Source organism: Allobranchiibius sp. CTAmp26 (assembly GCF_017565405.1).
GTDB lineage: Bacteria > Actinomycetota > Actinomycetes > Actinomycetales > Dermatophilaceae > Allobranchiibius.
This window is the reverse complement of the sequence record NZ_JAGEKR010000010.1, coordinates 212,312-228,312: the sequence shown is the minus strand read 5'-3', so window position 1 is coordinate 228,312 and position 16,001 is coordinate 212,312. Positions and strand designations below refer to the sequence as shown.

The following is a 16,001-nucleotide window of genomic DNA, read 5'->3' as shown; positions in this document are numbered from 1 at the left end:
CCGTACGGCGTGGCCGGCTTCGGGATCGGGGGGTGGAGCAACCGTCGAGGGGTGGCGTTATATGCCTACCCCTCGGTGATTTCGCTACCCCCCCGACGCGAGCGGGACGGGAGGAGCCACGGCGGGGTAGAGGGCGAGGAGCAACTGCATCACGGTGTCCGGGTCGGCCAGGCTGTCGCCGAGGAGCTCGCGCACCTGCCCCATCCGGTAGCGCACCGTCTGCGCGTGCACATGCAGGTCGCGCGCCACGTCGTCGCGGCGGCCCTGGTGCAGCAGCCACGAGCGCAGCGTCTCCACGTGCCGCTCGTACGCCGCGTCGCCCGGTGCGCCCAGCGGCGCCAGCACCTGCGCACGCAGGTCGGCCAGTTCGCTGGGTGCCGAGGCGAGCACCAGGTCCGCCAGGTGCCGCTCGGTGTCGACGACCGTGCCGCTCCCGCGGCCCAGGCCCACCTCGATGGCGCGCACGGCCCGTTCGTACGACGCGGCCGCTGCCAGCCATGGACGTGCCGGACCGACGTACGCCTCACGGTCGGCGAGCACCCGCAGCGCTCCGCGCCGGTCGGACACGAGCAGCACGGTGCGCTCGGAGCCTCCGGCCTCGCCGGGTTCCTCGCCGGCGCGCAGCGTGTGCGAGCCGAGCGCCGAGAGCACCGCGCCGAGTCGGATCGACGGCAGGACCACGGCGCTCAGCCGGCGGGGCGGTGTCCACCCCGCGCGCGAGGCCAGCTCGCGGACCACCTCCTCAGCGCGACCGGCGATCAGCGCCGAACCCAACCGTTCGCGGCGTCGCTCGTCCATCCGGTCCTGCTGCACCAGGGCACTGGCGTGCCCTTCGACGCTGGAGGCGGTGAGTTCGTCGATGTAGGCGAAGACCACCTCGGCGAACTCCGCGGTCATGGCGGCGTCCAGCCCGGCCGCGACCGCCGCGGCCGACATCTCGCGCCAGGCGACGCGCGCGCCGATCCGGTACGCCGAGAGCAGCGCATCCATCGGGCGGCCGCTATGGGCCTCGCCGGCTCCGAGCTTGTACGCGCCGTCGAGCGCCACCGCGTGCGGCGTGGTGTCACCGCGGCGCGAACCGGTGGCCATCCGCAGGAACCCGCCCAGCGCCGCCTCCACCGCCAGTTCGATGGTGCCGCGCAGCTCTCCGCTGGAGGTCCGCGCGTATTCCGGCACCTGGGCGAAGATCTGATCGACGCAGTTCTCGGCGAACTCGGGCAGCCGCGCCTGGAGCGAGGCCACCACGTCCGGCTCGAACCGCAGAGGCGCACGGGGGGTTGAATGGGGGTCCTCGACCGGGGTCTCCGTCACGACAGCCTCGTTTCGTTGTTCTCAGCGAACAATACAGCGGGTTCGATTCACGTGAGGCGGACAAGAAATTGTCTTGTCTCGGCAGGCATGGTGTTCATATGGCACATCTCCTCAGTGACGGACCTACCCAGAACGCGGCCGGGCGCGCCCCGGGCGGCGCTGGGTGGCGCTCGCGTGCCTTCAAACTCCTCAAGGCGACCACGACGCCGCTGCTCCCGGAGGACTACGTCGACCTGTTCGACCCCCTGCGCACCTCCACGGTGCTGCGCGCCCGCGTCGTCGACATCGTCGCGGAGACCGAGGACGCCGCCACCGTCGTGCTGCGCCCCGGACGCACCTGGCGCGGCCACGTGCCCGGGCAGTACATCCGGATCGGCGTCGACGTCGACGGCGTACGGATGTGGCGCGCGTACTCCGTGACGTCCGGTCCGCGCGAGGACGGTTGCATCGCCATCACCATCAAAGCCATCACCGGAGGCGCCGTCAGCACCCACCTGGTGGAGTCGCTCAAGGTCGGCCAGATCGTGCAGATGGAGCAGGCCGACGGAGCCTTCGTGCTGCCCGAGGTGCTGCCCCACAAGATCCTGCTGCTCACCGGCGGCAGCGGCATCACGCCGGTCATGGGCATCCTGCGGCACGCCGTGGAGGACCTGGACGACGTCATCCTGCTGCACTCCGCGCCGCGTCCGGAGGACGTGATCTTCGCGGACGAACTGCGCGAGCTAGGTGCGAACGACCGGATCACCCTGGTCGAGCGGCACACCGACGAGCACGGGCTGATGGACACCGTCGAACTCGAGGCGCTGGTGCCCGACTGGCGCGAGCGCGAGACCTGGGCCTGCGGCCCGGCCGGCATGCTCGAGATGCTCGAGGGGCACTGGCAGCAGGCCGGACACGCACACCGGTTGCACACCGAGCGCTTCCGTCCCGCGCTCGCCGAGCCCGGCGAAGGCGGCACGGTCTACTTCACCAAGGCCGACCGCGAGATCGAGTGCGACGGTGCCCGACCGATCCTCGACATCGGCGAGGAAGCCGGCGTGCTCATGCCGTCGGGATGCCGGATGGGCATCTGCTACGGCTGCGTGCTGCCGATGCGCGAAGGCTCCGTGCGCGACCTGCGCACCGGTGAGGTCACGTCGGCCACCCCCGGCGACGGGATCCTCATCCAGACCTGCATCTCGGCCGCCGCCGGGCGCTGCGACCTCGTTCTCTGATCACGTCACACGACCCACGATTTCCCACAGCACGACGGAAGGACAGCTGATGACCGCTTTGCAGAAGAAGGAACACAACCCGGTCGCGCACATGACGCCGGAGGACATCGACAGCCTCGGCAAGGAGCTGGACGCCGTACGCGCCGAGATCATCGACTCGCGCGGTGCCAAGGACGCGGCGTACATCCGTCGCACCATCGACGTGCAGCGCAAGCTGGAGCTCGGCTCGCGTGCGGTGCTGCTCTTCAGCAAGTACAAGCCGGCCTTCGCCCTCGGCACCGCCGGTCTGACCGTCTCCAAGATCCTGGAGAACATGGAGATCGGGCACAACGTCATGCACGGTCAGTGGGACTGGATGCGCGACCCGAAGATCCACTCGACCACCTGGGAGTGGGACAACGCCAGCCCGGCCGACCTGTGGAAGCACTCGCACAACGAGCTGCACCACACCTACACCAACGTGCTCGGGCGCGACAACGACCTCGGCTACGGCATCATGCGGGTCGACGAGGACCAGCCGTGGGTGCCGTTCTACCTCGGCCAGCCGGTGTGGAACTTCATCAACGCCTGCTTCTTCGAGTACGGCATCGCGGCGTACGACCTGGAGCTCGGCAAGTACATGAAGGGCCGCAAGGACAAGGCGGTCTTCAAGCGCGATCTGGGCAAGGTGGGCCAGAAGGTCCGCAACCAGATGACGCGCGACTACGTGATCCACCCGCTGCTCGCCGCGCCGACCGGCTCGTGGGGCACGACGCTGATGGCGAACGCGCTGTCCAACCTGGGCCGCAACCTGTGGACCCACTCGGTCATCATGTGCGGGCACTTCCCCGAGGGTGTCGAGACCTTCACCAAGACCTCGATCGAGGGGGAGTCCCGCGGTGAGTGGTACCTGCGCCAGATGATCGGCTCGGCCAACATCTCCGGCTCCAAGGCGATGCACATCGCGACCGGCAACCTCAGCTACCAGATCGAGCACCACCTCTTCCCGGATCTGCCGAGCAACCGGTACGCCGAGATCTCGGTCAAGGTGCGCGACATCTGCGAGCGCTACGGCCTGCAGTACACGAGTGGCCCGCTGCCCAAGCAGGTCGCCTCGGCCTGGATGAAGGTCATCCGCCTCTCGCTGCCCAACCACATCGCGGCGAAGGTGAAGTTCCCGAGCCGTCGCAAGCCCGTGACACCGACCGCGCTGCCGTCGCGTCGCGTCGACACCGGCGAGGTCGCCGCCTGACCCGTCGCCACTCCCAGGTGGGGTCGTTGCGCGCCGTATATAGCGCGCAACGACCCCACCTGTGCGTGCGGCGCGTGAAAACATGCCGTATGGCGAACGCGACCCCTCCCGGTTGGTACCCCGACAACCTCGACCCCACCCAGGTGCGGTGGTGGGACGGCGCCTCGTGGACGCATCAGACCCAGCCGATGCAGCCCCAGCAGCCTGCTGCCCCGCAGGCGATGCCCTATCCCGGTGCGTCGGCCCAACAGGCCCCGCAGCAGCAGAACGCCGGGTCGCACTCGGCCCAGTTGCCCGGACAGGGCGGTGCCCCCCGTCGCGACGTCGGTGACCCGTACGCGCAGCAGGCGCGTACCCAGCAGGGCGGTCCGCAGCAGCCGCACGATCCGTACGTGCAGCAAGCGCGTACCCAGCAGCCGCAGGATCCGTACGCGCAGCAGGCGCGTACCCAGCAGCCGCACGATCCGTACGCGCAGCAAGCGCGTACCCAGCAGCCGGACTCCTTCCCGGGCGAGAGTCGGGTGCGGCGCTGGGGCGACTCCATCGCGCAGGGGTACGGCGACCAGTCGTTCGGCGGCCAGGTCGGCGGACCGGTCGACGGGCGGCCCGCCGAGCACGGGCGCAACGTGTTCACCGAGCCGGTGCTGGTGGTGAGTCAGAAGCGCAAGATCATCGAGATCACCAATGAGTACGCCGTCTACGCGCAGGACGGATCGCAGCTGGGCGCGGTGGTCGAGGTCGGTCAGAGCGGGATGAAGAAAGCGGTCCGGCTCCTCTCCAACTACGACCAGTTCCTCACCCACCGCCTCGAGGTGCGTGACAACGGGGGACAGGTGCTGCTGCGGCTGACCCGTCCCGCCAAGGTCTTCAAGTCCACCATCGTGGTCGAGGCGCCGAACGGCACCGAGATCGGCCGACTGGTGCAGCAGAACGTCTTCGGCAAGATCCGCTTCGGTCTGCTGGCCGGCGGAGCGGAGGTGGGATCGCTCAACGCCGAGAACTGGCGGGCGTGGAACTTCGCGATGCTCGACAACTCCGGCGCCGAGGTCGCCCGGGTGACCAAGACCTGGGAGGGCCTGCTCACCACGATGTTCACCACGGCGGACAACTACGTGGTGCATCTGCACCAGGACATGCCCGACCCATTGCGCTCGCTCTGCATCGCCGCCGCGCTCACCATCGATACGGCGTTGAAGCAGGACAGCCGGTAGGTCGCGACTGCGCCGCCTACAAGGGCCCGCGCGGCGCCCATACCCAGCCGCACCACGAGTGTGCGACCTGCAAAGGCCCACGCGGGGCCCTTGCCTGGGCAGTGAGCCGGTCGCACCCCGGTCGAGGCCGTCTGAAGACGCGACGTCGTGGGCGCCGGCCGGCCACGAGCGGGGGGAACGGAGTGACCGAAGGTCAGACCGGGGCGGTGATGTCCCGCAGCAGTTGCAGCGTGCGGGCGACAGCGGGGTTGGCGCTGGCGTTGTCGCGCACGAACACCACGATGCGTCGACGCGGGGCTGGATCGGCGATGGGTCGTGCGCACGCGTCGGCGGGCAGGATGCCGAGCGCCAGCTGCGGGATGACGGCGACGCCGATCCCTGCGGCCGCGAAGGCGATCGAGGTGTGGTGGTCGACGGTCTGTGCCGCGTAGCGGGGCGTGAATCCGGCAGCCCTGGTCGCGCCGCGCACGATGCGGTTGCAGACGTCGTCGTCCTGGTTGTCCATCACCCACCGATGGTCCGCGAGCGCCGACATCGGCACGACCTCCAGCTCGGCCAGCGGGCTGTCAGCGGCGCAGACCACCCAGTACGGCTCCTCCGTGAGCTCGTAGCGGGTGTACCCGTTGACCCGGCTGGCCGGCTCGTCCGGCTGCTCGGTGCGTACGTCGATGTCGGGCCGTCCCGGGCCGTTGGGCGACGGGATCTCGTTGAGGTCCACGGTGAACTGCACGTCGGGGAAGTCACGCTGCAGCGCGCGCGCCACGAGCGGGATCCACTGCTCACCGGCCGAGGCGAAACAGGAGATGGCGAGGGTGCCGGTGCGCCCCTCGCGCAGGTCGTCGACCACGCCGTCCAGCCGGGCGAGGTCGTTCATGAGCTCATCGCTCTGCGCCGCCAGCGCCCGGCCGGTGGGCGTCGCGCTGATGCCCCGGCCGGACTTCTCGAAGAGCTGCAGCCCGGTCTCGCGCTGTAGGGCGCTGACGTGCTGGCTGATGGCGGACGGCGTGTAGCCCAGGTTGAGAGCGGCGGCCTGGACCGACCCGCTCGCGACCACGGCGCGGAACACCCGGAGACGGTTGACGTCGAGCATTCCGAAACCATACAGCAGTGCTACATGGTGCGTCACGAACAATCGCTTGTGCTGAAGTATTACCGGCGCCACGCTGGATACATGAACATCGACTACAGCAATCACGGACCGATCGATCGCGACGCTCAGCGGCTGAGCCAGGAGTTGGACGCCGTACGCGCCCACTCGGGCCGGCCCGCCACCGCACCTCGGGCGCCCCGGCGCACCCTGCTCGTCCGCCTGCATGAGGCCGTGACCGCGGTCCGGGAAGTCCTCGACGGGATCGCAGAGGCGAACGAGCGATTCGACCGGATCAACCGGCCGTGGATCTACGAGGGCCGGACTGGGTGAACGGTGCGCACGGTGCCGTACGCGTGTCACATCGGGCAGGTGATGAGGCTGCTGCCCGGCGGCCGCGAGCGACCGGGCCCGACGCGTCGACGCGGCCCTCCGATGCCGCCAGGACGGGCCTGCGCCCGGCGCACTGAACGGCCGTGTGTGAGTTCCCCCACAGCCGGGCACGAACGGCGAACGGTCGACGCGATGCGACGCGCAGAAGGTCTCGGAATCTATTGTGAGACAGCGCTTTTGAGCAGCGCAGGATCACCGATCAGACTCTTCAGTAAAACTGAATAGTCGTACAGTAATTTGGACTTGTCGTGATTAGTTCGAAATGGAAGCATTGCGGCCATGCGACCCATCCACAGTGATTTCAGCCCCATCGAAGACCGCGACCACGCCCGGATGCTCGGTGACCTGGCCTATGCCACCGCCCCGCAGTCCGCGCCGCGCAGCACCCGCTCCATCTGGCGGTCCGTGCGCGAGCAACTGCACGGCAACGAGCACGCAACCCGGGCGTTCATGCGCCAGATCTGACCCGACCGTTCGGCGTCAGCACGCGGACACCCCACCCGGCCTCGGCCCGTGGGTGTCCGCTTTTGCGTGCCCGAGGGGATCTCTCCCCCCACCACTAGCGTGAGCGCATGACTGCCGACTCCGCCCTCCGGCCGATCCGCGTCGGGAGCCGCAATGCGACCTTCCAGCACTGGGAGACGCTGCTGCGCAACCGTACGAAGCGGCACCGCGCGGGCGAGTTCGTCGTGCAGGGCGTGCGTCCGATCACGCTGGCCGTGCAGCACGGATGGCAGCTCACGGCGGTGTTGCGGCCGGTCAGGGTGTCACCGTCGAGCTGGGCGCGCGAGACCTGGAGTCTCCCCGGGGCGCGCCGGTACGAGCTGGAGCCCGAGCTGTTCGCCGAGCTGTCGGGAAAGGACGAGGGGCAGGCGGAGTTGCTCGCCGTCGTCGCGATGCCGGCCAACGACCTGACGCGGGCCGACCCCGCGGCGTACGCCCCTGCGGTGGTCTTCGACCGGCCGAGCACCCCCGGCAACGTCGGCACCCTGCTGCGCTCGATCGATGCCTTCGGTGGGTCCGGGCTGGTCGTGACCGGGCACGCAGCCGACCCGTACGACCCGAAATCCGTTCGCGCCAGCACGGGTTCGCTCTTCGCGGTGCCGACCGTGAGGGCGGACGGCCCGCAACCGGTGATCGACCGGATACGGGCACTGCGCGCGGCCGGGAGCAGCATGCGGCTGCTCGGCACGGACGAGGGGGGCGACCTCGGCGTGCGCGACGTCGACTTCGGCGTGCCGACCGTGCTGGTGGTGGGCAACGAGACGCGCGGACTCGCCAGGATCTGGCGTGAGGCGTGTGACGCCGTCGTCAGCATCCCGATGATCGGTGCGGCGAGTTCGCTGAACGCCGCGACCGCGGGCTCGATCCTGCTGCACGAATCGCTCCAGCAACGCCTCGCCGCCCACGCGTGATCGCGACCTGACCGGTCAGGGGGTGCCGGCGGCCCGCCACAGTTGCGAGGACCCGTCGGCGGCGCGGATCGCGAGATAGAGCTGCGTACCGACGGCCGCGAGGGCGACAGGGTGCCCGGCAGGGGTCCTGAGCACGGTTCGGCGCGCCCCCGCGATCCGCACGAGCAGTGATCCCGAGCGCGTCGGGAGGACGATCCATGCGGTGTCCGACACGACGACGGGAGTCGGGATGTCGGTGCCCGTCACGGTGGCCGACGGAAGGTCGATCGGTGTGACGGTCCCGTTGGCACTCACCTGCCACGCGCGTGCGGCGCCCGCGCCGGTTGCTCCGACCACGACGCACCGCTGCGGAGAGCACCCGATGCTGCGCGCGTGTCCGGCGACGGGGACCCGGTGTTGCTCCCACGGGCCGCCGGTCGCCGCCCTCAGCCACACGACGGGGTAGAAGGCCATGCCGTGGTCGAGGTCCAGCAGATCGCCGACCACGACGAACCGGTCGCCGACGACTCCGACGCCGTTGGCGGACTTGAGGGTCGAGGAGGTGTTGCGCAGGACGGGCGACGGCGGATCGCGCAACCAGGTGCTGCCCGACGGATGCCACGTCGTCACGTCCAGGCCGTGACTCCCCACCCAGGACCCGACGATCACCGCATCGGAGCCGGCGTACGCCGCCCCGACCAGGTCACCGGCCTGCAGCCCCCCGAACGTCTCGAAGGTCTGGGGCATCTCGGACAGCGTGCCCAAACCGTCCGTGGTCCGCGGCGCCCGCCACACCGTCCACCGCACGTTGCCGTGCGCACCTCCGCGTGCCCCGCCGACGGCGAGGATGCCGGGTCCGCCCATGCTGACCTGGAGCCACCTGGCGGTCCGGGCGTAGCCGGACACCGGCCGGAGCGTGACCGGCGCGAGTGCTCCGCTCCCGGAGACGGTCGACATACCGGCCGCGCCGTTGTGGGCGGAGGTGCCGATCACCATGCGGTCGCCGCTGGTCAACGTCGCGATGTCCGGCGAGCCGGCGAGGGCGACCCGCTCCCACCCGGGGTCGACCGGCGCCGGACTCGCGGTCGGCGCTCGGCTGCAGGCGGACAGTCCGGCGGTCGCCACGGCGACGGCCGCGACGGTCAGGGCGCGGAGTCGACGCGACCGCACGTGTCCTCACCGGCTCCTAGGCGTCTGCGTCTTCCTCGAACGGCCAGAACGCGCGCAGCTCGATGCGTCCCCCGCGCGCCATCGGGTGGGCGGCCGCGACCTGGATCGCGTCGTCCAGGGTCGCGCAGTCGAGGATGTCGAAGCCGGCGAGCCACTCCTTGGTCTCGGCGAACGGCCCGTCGGTGACGATCGTCTCTCCGTTGCGGACCCGGACCAGCGTGGCGGACCCGGGGGGCCGCAGCCGTTCGCCCATCACCCACTGGCCACGTTCGGTCACCCGCGCGAACCAGTCGTCGACGCTGGCCTCCGGTGCATCGGAGGTGTCCGGGTCGCCGTCGACAGCGACCATCATCAGGTACTTCATCCGGGAGTCGTCCTTCGTGGGGGATCGGGTGGGTCCGGTGCCGCGGTCAGCGGAGCGTCTTCAGCGCCCCGCCCCAGCGCACCAGCTGCGTGAGCATCGTGTCGAGGTTCGAGGCCTGGTAGGGCCGGGGCGTCATCTTCGAGTAGTCCTGCATGTCGTCGTACGTCGAGATGGCCACCTGCCCGCGGACGGTCGCGATCTGCAGCTCGCCCAGCACCTGCTTGAGCTGCTCCGCCGCGCGCAGGCCTTCACTGGAGCCGTAGCAGACCATGCCGGCGACCTTGTCGTTCCACTCCACGTAGAGGAAGTCGAGGGCGTTCTTGAAAGCGGCGGGCAGCCCGCGGTTGTACTCCGGGAAAACGAACACGAAACCGTCGTACCCGGCGATCTTGCGCGACCAGGCCTTCGTGTGGTCCTTGGTGTACTCCTGCGCGGAGGCCGGCTGCGGCTCGTCCAGCAACGGCAGGTCCTGGTCGGCGAGGTCGACCAGTTCGTACGTCGCGTCGGCTCGGTTCGCGACCTGATCCATCACCCACTGCGCAACGGCGGGGCCGACCCGCTCAGGACGGGTGCTACAGACGACGACGGCGACGCTCAGAGGGCTCATGCCCCCGAGCGTAGGACGCCGCGCGGTCGCCGCGGAGCCGATCGATCAGGTGTGCACCGCCGGTTTCAGCACTTCTTCGCACCACTGCCGGAACGTCGTGGGGCTCGCTGTCTGGGGGTGCGCGGGACGCCTGCGTCCAGGCCGTCGTCCTTGGCCCGCATCATGTCGGCCATGCCCTGCGTGAAAGCGGCGCCCGCTCCGTAGCCGGACAACGTCCCCGACAGGTCGTCGTAGGACTGACGCTCGCAGCGGATCGGCCGGCCGAGCACCTCGGACATGATGCCCGCCATGTCCTGCGGTGACAGGTCCTGCGGGCCGAGCAGGGGCAGCGTCGAGGTGCCGGACCACGACCTGTCCGACAACAGCCGCGCGGCTGCCGCGGCGATGTCCCGGGTCGCGACCCTCGGGGCCGGGCGGTCGAGGATCGCGGCCTCGGTGAAGACCCCCTCGTCACGGATGGAATCCACCTGGCGCAGCACGTTGTCCATGAACCCCGGGTTGGCGAGCGCGCGGTAGGCCGCACCGGTGGCGCCCAGCAGGTCGTCCATGGCAAGGGTCCCGGTGACCAGCCCGGCCCTACCCGCGACCGGGGTGCCGCGGCCGAGAGCCGACACGCCGACCACGTGGCCCACGCCGTGGGTGGTGATCGCCCGTGCCGCCGGTCGGGCGAAGTCGGAGTACATGGCATCGAGACTGGGAGCGCCGGGGTTCGGCGGGGCCAGCCAGAACACCGCGTCCGCTCCGGCGAACGCGCGGTCGACCACCTCGGCATCGCCGTGCGATCCCTGCACGATGTCGACCCGGTCCCGCACGGAGTCCGCGAGCCTGCCCGGGTCGCGGACGACGACCCGCAGATCCTCCGAGTCCGCCGCGAGGAGTTCGAGCACCTGACTGCCGATGTCGCCCGTGGGCGTCGTGATCACGATCATGACTCCACCGTGCGGCCGCCCCCGGGCGCAGGTCCAATACCTCCTGCAACGCATTGATACCCTGAAGGCATGGATCTGGATCTGCGCAAGCTGCGGTACTTCGTGGCTCTGGCGGAGCACGGACACTTCGGACGCGCCGCCGAGTCGCTCTACATCGCCCAGCCGGTCCTCAGCAGGCAGATCCGGGCCCTGGAGCGGGAGCTCGGCTGCCCACTCCTCACGCGAACGACCCGCAGCGTGCAGCTCACGACCGCAGGGCGGCAGCTGCAGGAGGAGGCGCGCGTGCTGTTCGCCACGGTCGACGCCGGCATCCGTCGGGTGCACGAGGCCGATCGTGGGGTGCAGCGACTGGTGGTCGGATTCGCCACGGGCCTGCACGTGTCGCAGGCGGTCCGCGCGTACGCCGCGACCAGCCCGGACGTGCAGATCGAACTGCTACCGCTGAAGTGGTGGGAGCAGGACGCCCCGCTCCGGGACGGACGGGCCGACGTCGGATATCTGCGGCGCCCGTTCGACGAGACGGGGCTGCGGTCGGTGACCATCGGCAGCGAGCCGAAGGTGGCCTGCCTGCCGGTGACCCACCCCCTGGCCCGGCGCCGGAGTCTGACGCTGGCCGAGCTGGAAGGGGAGCGGATCCTGGACGCGCACGCACGCCGTACGTCCTCGGCCGAGGAGAAGTTCGAACTCATCGCCTCCGGTGACGGCATCGCCGTGGTGCCGCTCAGCGTCGCCCGGTCCTATCTGCGCCCCGACCTCGTGCACCGGCCGGTCACCGACGCCGAGGACGTCGAGACGTGCCTGGTCGTCGCGCGCGACAGCCGCGAGCGCCGGGTGCTCGATTTCCTCGCGGTGGCGACCCGAACCCTCGGCACCGCGCCGGTCCGACTGAGCGCCGTGGACTGAACGATCGACGCGTGGCGCGACCGGACGGAAAGTCATGACGGATGTCCTGGCGGAACCCATGGTTGCCCGCGAAGCGTCTTACCTAGAGTGGGTAACGAATCGGTGGCGGTGACAACGCCCCCAGAGGGAGGCAGCGAAGATGTCCGAGCTTGATCTGAGTGGCCAGGGCCGCACACCCGAGGCGCCCGCGCCCGACGCGTTGGTGCTCGAGGCACCCGCGCCCACCCCCGTCGTCCAGGAGCAGCAGGCCGTCCAGGCCGTGAAGGTCGCCCCAGAGGCGCAGACCGAGATCGAGAAGAAGGCGCAGTCCTTCGTCACCGAGCTGACCTCCATGGACATGAAGGCGCCGGCGTTCACCGAGAAGGTCAACTCCATCGTGCTGATGGGGGACTCGGACATCCGTCGTTCCTCGGAGGTGTCCAACCGGATGCTGCAGCGGCCGGCCGCCGCGTCGGGCGACAAGACCAGCCCGCAGGGCAAGGTCAGCGGGACCCTGATCGACCTGCGCCGCACGGTGACCGATCTCGACCCCAACCGCGCCGACCTCAAGGGCGTGAAGAAGGTGCTGAAGTGGCTGCCGGGCGGCAGCAAGATCGACAACTACTTCGCCAAGTACCAGTCCGCCCAGTCGCACCTGGACGCCATCATCCGGGCACTGGCGTCCGGTCAGGACGAGCTGCGCAAGGACAACGCCTCCATCGAGATGGAGCGCGGCAACATGTGGCAGGCGATGCAGAAGCTGGGCGAGTACAACCAGCTGGCAACGGCGTTGGACACGGCGATCGAGCAGAAGATCGCCGAGCTGCAGGCCGCTGGGAAGACCGAGGAGGCCGACACCATGAAGTCCGACGTGCTCTTCGCGGTGCGTCAGCGGCGGCAGGACATCATGACCCAGATGGCCGTGTCGGTGCAGGGCTACCTCGCCCTGGACCTGGTGCGCAAGAACAACCAGGAACTCATCCGTGGTGTGGACCGCGCGCAGACGACGACGGTCGCCGCGCTGCGTACGGCGGTCATCGTGTCGCAGGCGCTCGCGCAGCAGAAGCTGGTGCTGGACCAGATCACCTCGCTCAACACCACCACCTCCAACTTGATCGAGTCGACGTCGCTGCAGTTGAAGCAGCAGGGCGCGGAGATCAACAAGCAGGCGGCGAGCAGCGGCGTCGAGGTCGAGAAGCTGCAGGCGGCGTTCGACAACGTCTTCCAGACGATGGACGCCATCGACACCTTCCGCACCGAGGCGACCGCGAACATGGCGCAGACCATCACGGCGCTGCAGGGTCAGGTCGAGCGTGCCAAGCCCTACCTGGAGCGTTCGATGCGCGCTCAGGGCATGGACGCCTCGACCAGTGCCCAGCTCGGCGGCGGCCAGCCTCCGCAGGGTCAGATCGGCTCCTGAGTCGTGGGTCTGCTCTCCCGGCTCTTCGAGCCGGATCAGCAGCCCGGGCGTCCAGGGCAGCACAGTGACCGTCCCCACGACCCGGCTGCCTCGACGGGACCGCGTCCGAGCGCTTCCGCGGAGCACGACGACAGCGTGTCGGCCCTGAGGAAGCAGACCCAGGCGCTCGTGCTGGAGATCAACGCGAGTGCGGGCGATCTGCCGCCCATCGCGGTGGTGCTCGCGCGGGCGGTGACGGATACCGTTGCCAGCGTGCTGGATTCCCCTGAGGTCGACCGCCTGGACATCGGTGTGCGGGTGGCCGTCCACGCCGTCCTGACCGATTACGTGCCCGGATCCATCCGCAGCTACATCGGTGCCGTACGCGCCGCGGGCGACCCGGCCGTCCACGCGGCCACGGCCGCGGTCGTGGACCAGCTCACCACCCTGCGAGCGAGCGTCGGCGACCTGGCGGCCGCCAGCAACGAGCGCGACCTGCAGGCCCTGCAGGTGCACGGGCGTTTCCTGGAGGACAAGTTCGGCGGCTCGGAGCTCGACCTGTGAACGAGGCAACCGCATGGTGACCGCCCTGCCCAAGGGCGCCAACGCCTCTCTCACCAAAGAGAATCCGGGTCTTCGAGGCGTCGTGGTCGGCATCGACTGGGACACCGGCGCCGAGCGGGTGCTCGCCGACGCGCTGACCCTGATGACGATCCTGTGCGACGAGCGTGGCAAGGCCCTCTCCGATGACCACGTCGTGTACTTCAACCAGTTGGTGTCGGCGGACCTGTCGACCGCCCAGCTGGAGACCGCGCTCGGCGACGACGACGAGCAACTGGAGATCGAGCTCGGCGCCGTCCCCGCCGCGGTCGACCGGATCGTGGTGATCGTCTACGTCAACGAGGGGGTGACCGGTCGCCGTACCCTCGGGCAGCTGCGCCGGTGCACCGTGCGGGTGCTCAACCTCGACGGCGGCGGCGTGCTGGTGCAGACCGTCGACCTGGCCGCCGGGCTGGACAGCGAGACGGCCGTCGCCCTGGGCCAGGTCTACCGGCGCGGCGAGGAGTGGAAGTTCAAGGCGCTCGGCGCCGGTTACTCCACCGGGCTCGCCGGCGTCGCCAAGGACTTCGGCGTCTCGCTGTGACCACCCGCACCGACCTGCCCTATCTGCGCCGCCGAGTCCGACCCGCGACCGCGCCGCCCGCGACCGCGCCGCCTGCGACCGCGCCGGCCGGTACGGCGGTCGCGGACTTCCTGTCCGGCCGATCGGTGCGCCCGGGTAGACAGAATCCCGCGCGCCCGCCGACACCGGCTCCCACTCCCGAGCCCACCCGCCCCGCGGCCGCCCCTCCAGCGGTCGGGTCGCTGGACCTGGGCGGGCCGGCCGAGTCCGCGCCGGCCCCCGCACGGTCGGGCACATCTCTGGACCTCGGCAGCGAGCAGCCGGCCGCGCCGCCGACGTCGCGGTCCGTGCCGGCCCCTGCTCCCGGCGGCGCGAGCACCTCCCTGGATCTGAGCGGTGGCGCGTCCGCAGCGGCCCCGGCGAGCCGGCACGTGCGGGAACAGTCCTATGACCTGCGGTTGCCCACCATCACCGAGCACGAGCGCCGGGTGCTGAGCGCCACCGACAGGGTGGTCCACCTGACCCGCATGCAGTCCGCGGTCGGCCGGTTGCGCATCGAACCCGCTCTCGGCGCCGGCGAGCATCTGGACCTCGGGTGCGTCCTGGAGACCGCCGATCGGCAGGAGTCGATCGTGCTCGGCACTCTGAACCGGCAGGGCCCGGACCCGCGTCGGCCGATGGTCCGGTGCGGTGGGCAGGGCGTCGAGATCGACCTGCGCCGGATCCACTCGCTGTCCCGGGTGCTGGTGGTGGCCGTGACTCCGCGGCTGCCGGGCGGCACCCTCGTGGTTACGACGTACGGCGGCTCCCGGATGGAGATCACCCTGCCCGCCACGGCGACCCTGGGCGCCCAGGCGCTGCTCACCGCGTACGTCGTGCAGGGACGACTTGTGCTGCGTGCGGAACTGGATCCGTTTTCCGGAACGTTGCAACAAGTGTGTGGGGCCTACGGTTATACCGACCTAACGTGGCGCGACCCCGCGACCCCGTTGGTCTGAGGCAGGGGGCTCTCGTCGTTCGTGGGCCCGCGGAGATCGATCTGAGACGAAGGAATGGGCAATGGCAGTCAGCTTGAGCAAGGGCGGCAACGTTTCACTGGCGAAGGCGGCCCCCGGCATGACGAACGTCGTGGTCGGGCTGGGCTGGGACCCGCGCACGACGGACGGCGCGCCCTTCGACCTGGATGCCTCGGCGCTGATCTGCGGCCAGGACGGCAAGGTGCGCACCGACGCCGACTTCGTCTTCTACAACAACCTGTCCGGCGACAACGGATCGGTCAACCACCAGGGCGACAACCGCACCGGTGAGGGCGGCGGCGACGACGAGCAGATCGTGGTCAACCTCGCGGCCGTCTCGCCCGACGTGGCCAAGATCGTCTTCCTGGCCTCCATCGACCAGGCCGATTCGCGAGCGCAGAACTTCGGGCAGGTCTCCGACGCCTACATCCGCTTCTTCGACGCCGACGACGCGAACAACGCCGAGAAGGGTGCGCGGTTCGACCTCGGCGAGGACGCCTCGACCGAGACCGCACTGATCTTCGGTGAGCTCTACAAGAACGGCGCCGAGTGGAAGTTCCGCGCCGTCGCGCAGGGCTACTCCTCCGGCCTGGCCGGCGTCATCTCCGATTTCGGTATCTCCGCGGGCTGACCTGCCTCGGCGTACGACGGCCGTCACCGTCGTACCTCC

General features: G+C 70.0%; 18 protein-coding genes. 12 read left to right on the top strand and 6 right to left on the bottom strand.

Annotated elements, in window-relative coordinates; translation table 11 throughout:
- Positions 1-84: 84 nt before the first annotated feature.
- Entirely contained in the window at positions 85-1,311 is a 1,227-nt protein-coding gene (locus J4030_RS07550; RefSeq protein ID WP_208048596.1) for a CdaR family transcriptional regulator, read from the bottom strand.
- Between the two features lie 98 nt (positions 1,312-1,409).
- Between J4030_RS07550 and J4030_RS07545 the strand changes: the two genes are divergently transcribed.
- The 3 genes from J4030_RS07545 to J4030_RS07535 all read left to right on the top strand — a co-directional run bounded on the left by J4030_RS07545 (position 1,410) and on the right by J4030_RS07535 (position 4,967).
- A complete protein-coding gene (locus J4030_RS07545; RefSeq protein ID WP_208048595.1) occupies positions 1,410-2,525 on the top strand; it encodes a ferredoxin reductase in 1,116 nt (371 codons plus the stop codon).
- Between the two features lie 49 nt (positions 2,526-2,574).
- Positions 2,575-3,756: an acyl-CoA desaturase gene (locus tag J4030_RS07540; protein ID WP_208048594.1), complete on the top strand. Its 1,182-nt coding sequence runs from the start codon at positions 2,575-2,577 to the stop codon at positions 3,754-3,756.
- Positions 3,757-3,845: 89 nt separating this feature from the next.
- Positions 3,846-4,967, top strand: a complete 1,122-nt coding sequence (locus tag J4030_RS07535; protein WP_208048715.1) for a phospholipid scramblase-related protein — start codon at positions 3,846-3,848, stop codon at positions 4,965-4,967.
- Between the two features lie 193 nt (positions 4,968-5,160).
- On the opposite strand, the gene J4030_RS07530 is transcribed toward J4030_RS07535, so the two are convergent.
- Positions 5,161-6,057, bottom strand: a complete 897-nt coding sequence (locus tag J4030_RS07530; protein ID WP_208048593.1) for a LysR family transcriptional regulator — start codon at positions 6,055-6,057, stop codon at positions 5,161-5,163.
- Between the two features lie 81 nt (positions 6,058-6,138).
- Between J4030_RS07530 and J4030_RS07525 the strand changes: the two genes are divergently transcribed.
- The 3 genes from J4030_RS07525 (at position 6,139) to J4030_RS07515 (ending at position 7,862) form a co-directional block, all read left to right on the top strand.
- A complete protein-coding gene (locus tag J4030_RS07525; protein WP_208048592.1) occupies positions 6,139-6,387 on the top strand; it encodes a hypothetical protein in 249 nt (82 codons plus the stop codon).
- A gap of 339 nt (positions 6,388-6,726) precedes the next feature.
- Complete coding sequence (locus J4030_RS07520) at positions 6,727-6,912, top strand: hypothetical protein (RefSeq protein WP_208048591.1); 186 nt, start codon at positions 6,727-6,729, stop codon at positions 6,910-6,912.
- A 107-nt stretch (positions 6,913-7,019) separates the two neighbouring features.
- Positions 7,020-7,862 carry a TrmH family RNA methyltransferase gene (locus tag J4030_RS07515; RefSeq protein ID WP_208048590.1) on the top strand — a complete coding sequence of 281 codons (843 nt, stop codon included), beginning with the start codon at positions 7,020-7,022 and terminating at the stop codon, positions 7,860-7,862.
- Between the two features lie 15 nt (positions 7,863-7,877).
- Here the strand turns inward: J4030_RS07515 and J4030_RS07510 are convergent, their stop codons facing one another.
- The 4 genes from J4030_RS07510 to J4030_RS07495 all read right to left on the bottom strand — a co-directional run bounded on the left by J4030_RS07510 (position 7,878) and on the right by J4030_RS07495 (position 10,911).
- Positions 7,878-9,011 carry a hypothetical protein gene (locus J4030_RS07510; protein ID WP_208048589.1) on the bottom strand — a complete coding sequence of 378 codons (1,134 nt, stop codon included), beginning with the start codon at positions 9,009-9,011 and terminating at the stop codon, positions 7,878-7,880.
- A 16-nt stretch (positions 9,012-9,027) separates the two neighbouring features.
- Positions 9,028-9,375, bottom strand: a complete 348-nt coding sequence (locus J4030_RS07505; RefSeq protein ID WP_208048588.1) for a YciI family protein — start codon at positions 9,373-9,375, stop codon at positions 9,028-9,030.
- Between the two features lie 46 nt (positions 9,376-9,421).
- A complete protein-coding gene (locus tag J4030_RS07500) occupies positions 9,422-9,982 on the bottom strand; it encodes an NADPH-dependent FMN reductase (protein WP_208048587.1) in 561 nt (186 codons plus the stop codon).
- A 65-nt stretch (positions 9,983-10,047) separates the two neighbouring features.
- Positions 10,048-10,911: an NAD(P)H-binding protein gene (locus J4030_RS07495; RefSeq protein ID WP_208048586.1), complete on the bottom strand. Its 864-nt coding sequence runs from the start codon at positions 10,909-10,911 to the stop codon at positions 10,048-10,050.
- Between the two features lie 69 nt (positions 10,912-10,980).
- Here J4030_RS07495 and J4030_RS07490 point away from each other — a divergent pair, with 69 nt between their 5' ends.
- The 6 genes from J4030_RS07490 to J4030_RS07465 all read left to right on the top strand — a co-directional run bounded on the left by J4030_RS07490 (position 10,981) and on the right by J4030_RS07465 (position 15,962).
- On the top strand, positions 10,981-11,814 hold the full coding sequence (locus J4030_RS07490) for a LysR family transcriptional regulator (RefSeq protein WP_208048585.1): 834 nt from the start codon (positions 10,981-10,983) through the stop codon (positions 11,812-11,814).
- Positions 11,815-11,953: 139 nt separating this feature from the next.
- Positions 11,954-13,213: a toxic anion resistance protein gene (locus J4030_RS07485; RefSeq protein WP_208048584.1), complete on the top strand. Its 1,260-nt coding sequence runs from the start codon at positions 11,954-11,956 to the stop codon at positions 13,211-13,213.
- Positions 13,214-13,348: 135 nt separating this feature from the next.
- Entirely contained in the window at positions 13,349-13,756 is a 408-nt protein-coding gene (locus J4030_RS07480; RefSeq protein ID WP_208048583.1) for a hypothetical protein, read from the top strand.
- Positions 13,757-13,769: 13 nt separating this feature from the next.
- On the top strand, positions 13,770-14,336 hold the full coding sequence (locus J4030_RS07475; RefSeq protein WP_208048582.1) for a TerD family protein: 567 nt from the start codon (positions 13,770-13,772) through the stop codon (positions 14,334-14,336).
- Entirely contained in the window at positions 14,333-15,313 is a 981-nt protein-coding gene (locus J4030_RS07470; RefSeq protein WP_208048581.1) for a hypothetical protein, read from the top strand. Before J4030_RS07475 ends, J4030_RS07470 begins: the two co-directional genes overlap by 4 nt.
- Before the next feature lie 61 nt (positions 15,314-15,374).
- Positions 15,375-15,962 (top strand): TerD family protein, encoded by a 588-nt coding sequence (locus J4030_RS07465; protein ID WP_208048580.1) that lies wholly within the window; start codon positions 15,375-15,377, stop codon positions 15,960-15,962.
- Positions 15,963-16,001 lie beyond the last annotated feature (39 nt).

What these genes read in the sequence shown, in the direction of transcription:
- J4030_RS07485 (WP_208048584.1), top strand. Translation starts at nt 11,954, where the DNA reads ATGTCCGAGCTTGATCTGAGTGGCCAGGGCCGCACACCCGAGGCGCCC.
- J4030_RS07465 (WP_208048580.1), top strand. Translation starts at nt 15,375, where the DNA reads ATGGCAGTCAGCTTGAGCAAGGGCGGCAACGTTTCACTGGCGAAGGCG.
- J4030_RS07535 (WP_208048715.1), top strand. Translation starts at nt 3,846, where the DNA reads ATGGCGAACGCGACCCCTCCCGGTTGGTACCCCGACAACCTCGACCCC.
- J4030_RS07505 (WP_208048588.1), bottom strand. Translation starts at nt 9,375, where the DNA reads ATGAAGTACCTGATGATGGTCGCTGTCGACGGCGACCCGGACACCTCC.
- J4030_RS07520 (WP_208048591.1), top strand. Translation starts at nt 6,727, where the DNA reads ATGCGACCCATCCACAGTGATTTCAGCCCCATCGAAGACCGCGACCAC.
- J4030_RS07500 (WP_208048587.1), bottom strand. Translation starts at nt 9,982, where the DNA reads ATGAGCCCTCTGAGCGTCGCCGTCGTCGTCTGTAGCACCCGTCCTGAG.
- J4030_RS07515 (WP_208048590.1), top strand. Translation starts at nt 7,020, where the DNA reads ATGACTGCCGACTCCGCCCTCCGGCCGATCCGCGTCGGGAGCCGCAAT.
- J4030_RS07475 (WP_208048582.1), top strand. Translation starts at nt 13,770, where the DNA reads ATGGTGACCGCCCTGCCCAAGGGCGCCAACGCCTCTCTCACCAAAGAG.
- J4030_RS07495 (WP_208048586.1), bottom strand. Translation starts at nt 10,911, where the DNA reads ATGATCGTGATCACGACGCCCACGGGCGACATCGGCAGTCAGGTGCTC.
- J4030_RS07545 (WP_208048595.1), top strand. Translation starts at nt 1,410, where the DNA reads ATGGCACATCTCCTCAGTGACGGACCTACCCAGAACGCGGCCGGGCGC.
- J4030_RS07540 (WP_208048594.1), top strand. Translation starts at nt 2,575, where the DNA reads ATGACCGCTTTGCAGAAGAAGGAACACAACCCGGTCGCGCACATGACG.
- J4030_RS07490 (WP_208048585.1), top strand. Translation starts at nt 10,981, where the DNA reads ATGGATCTGGATCTGCGCAAGCTGCGGTACTTCGTGGCTCTGGCGGAG.
- J4030_RS07525 (WP_208048592.1), top strand. Translation starts at nt 6,139, where the DNA reads ATGAACATCGACTACAGCAATCACGGACCGATCGATCGCGACGCTCAG.
- J4030_RS07530 (WP_208048593.1), bottom strand. Translation starts at nt 6,057, where the DNA reads ATGCTCGACGTCAACCGTCTCCGGGTGTTCCGCGCCGTGGTCGCGAGC.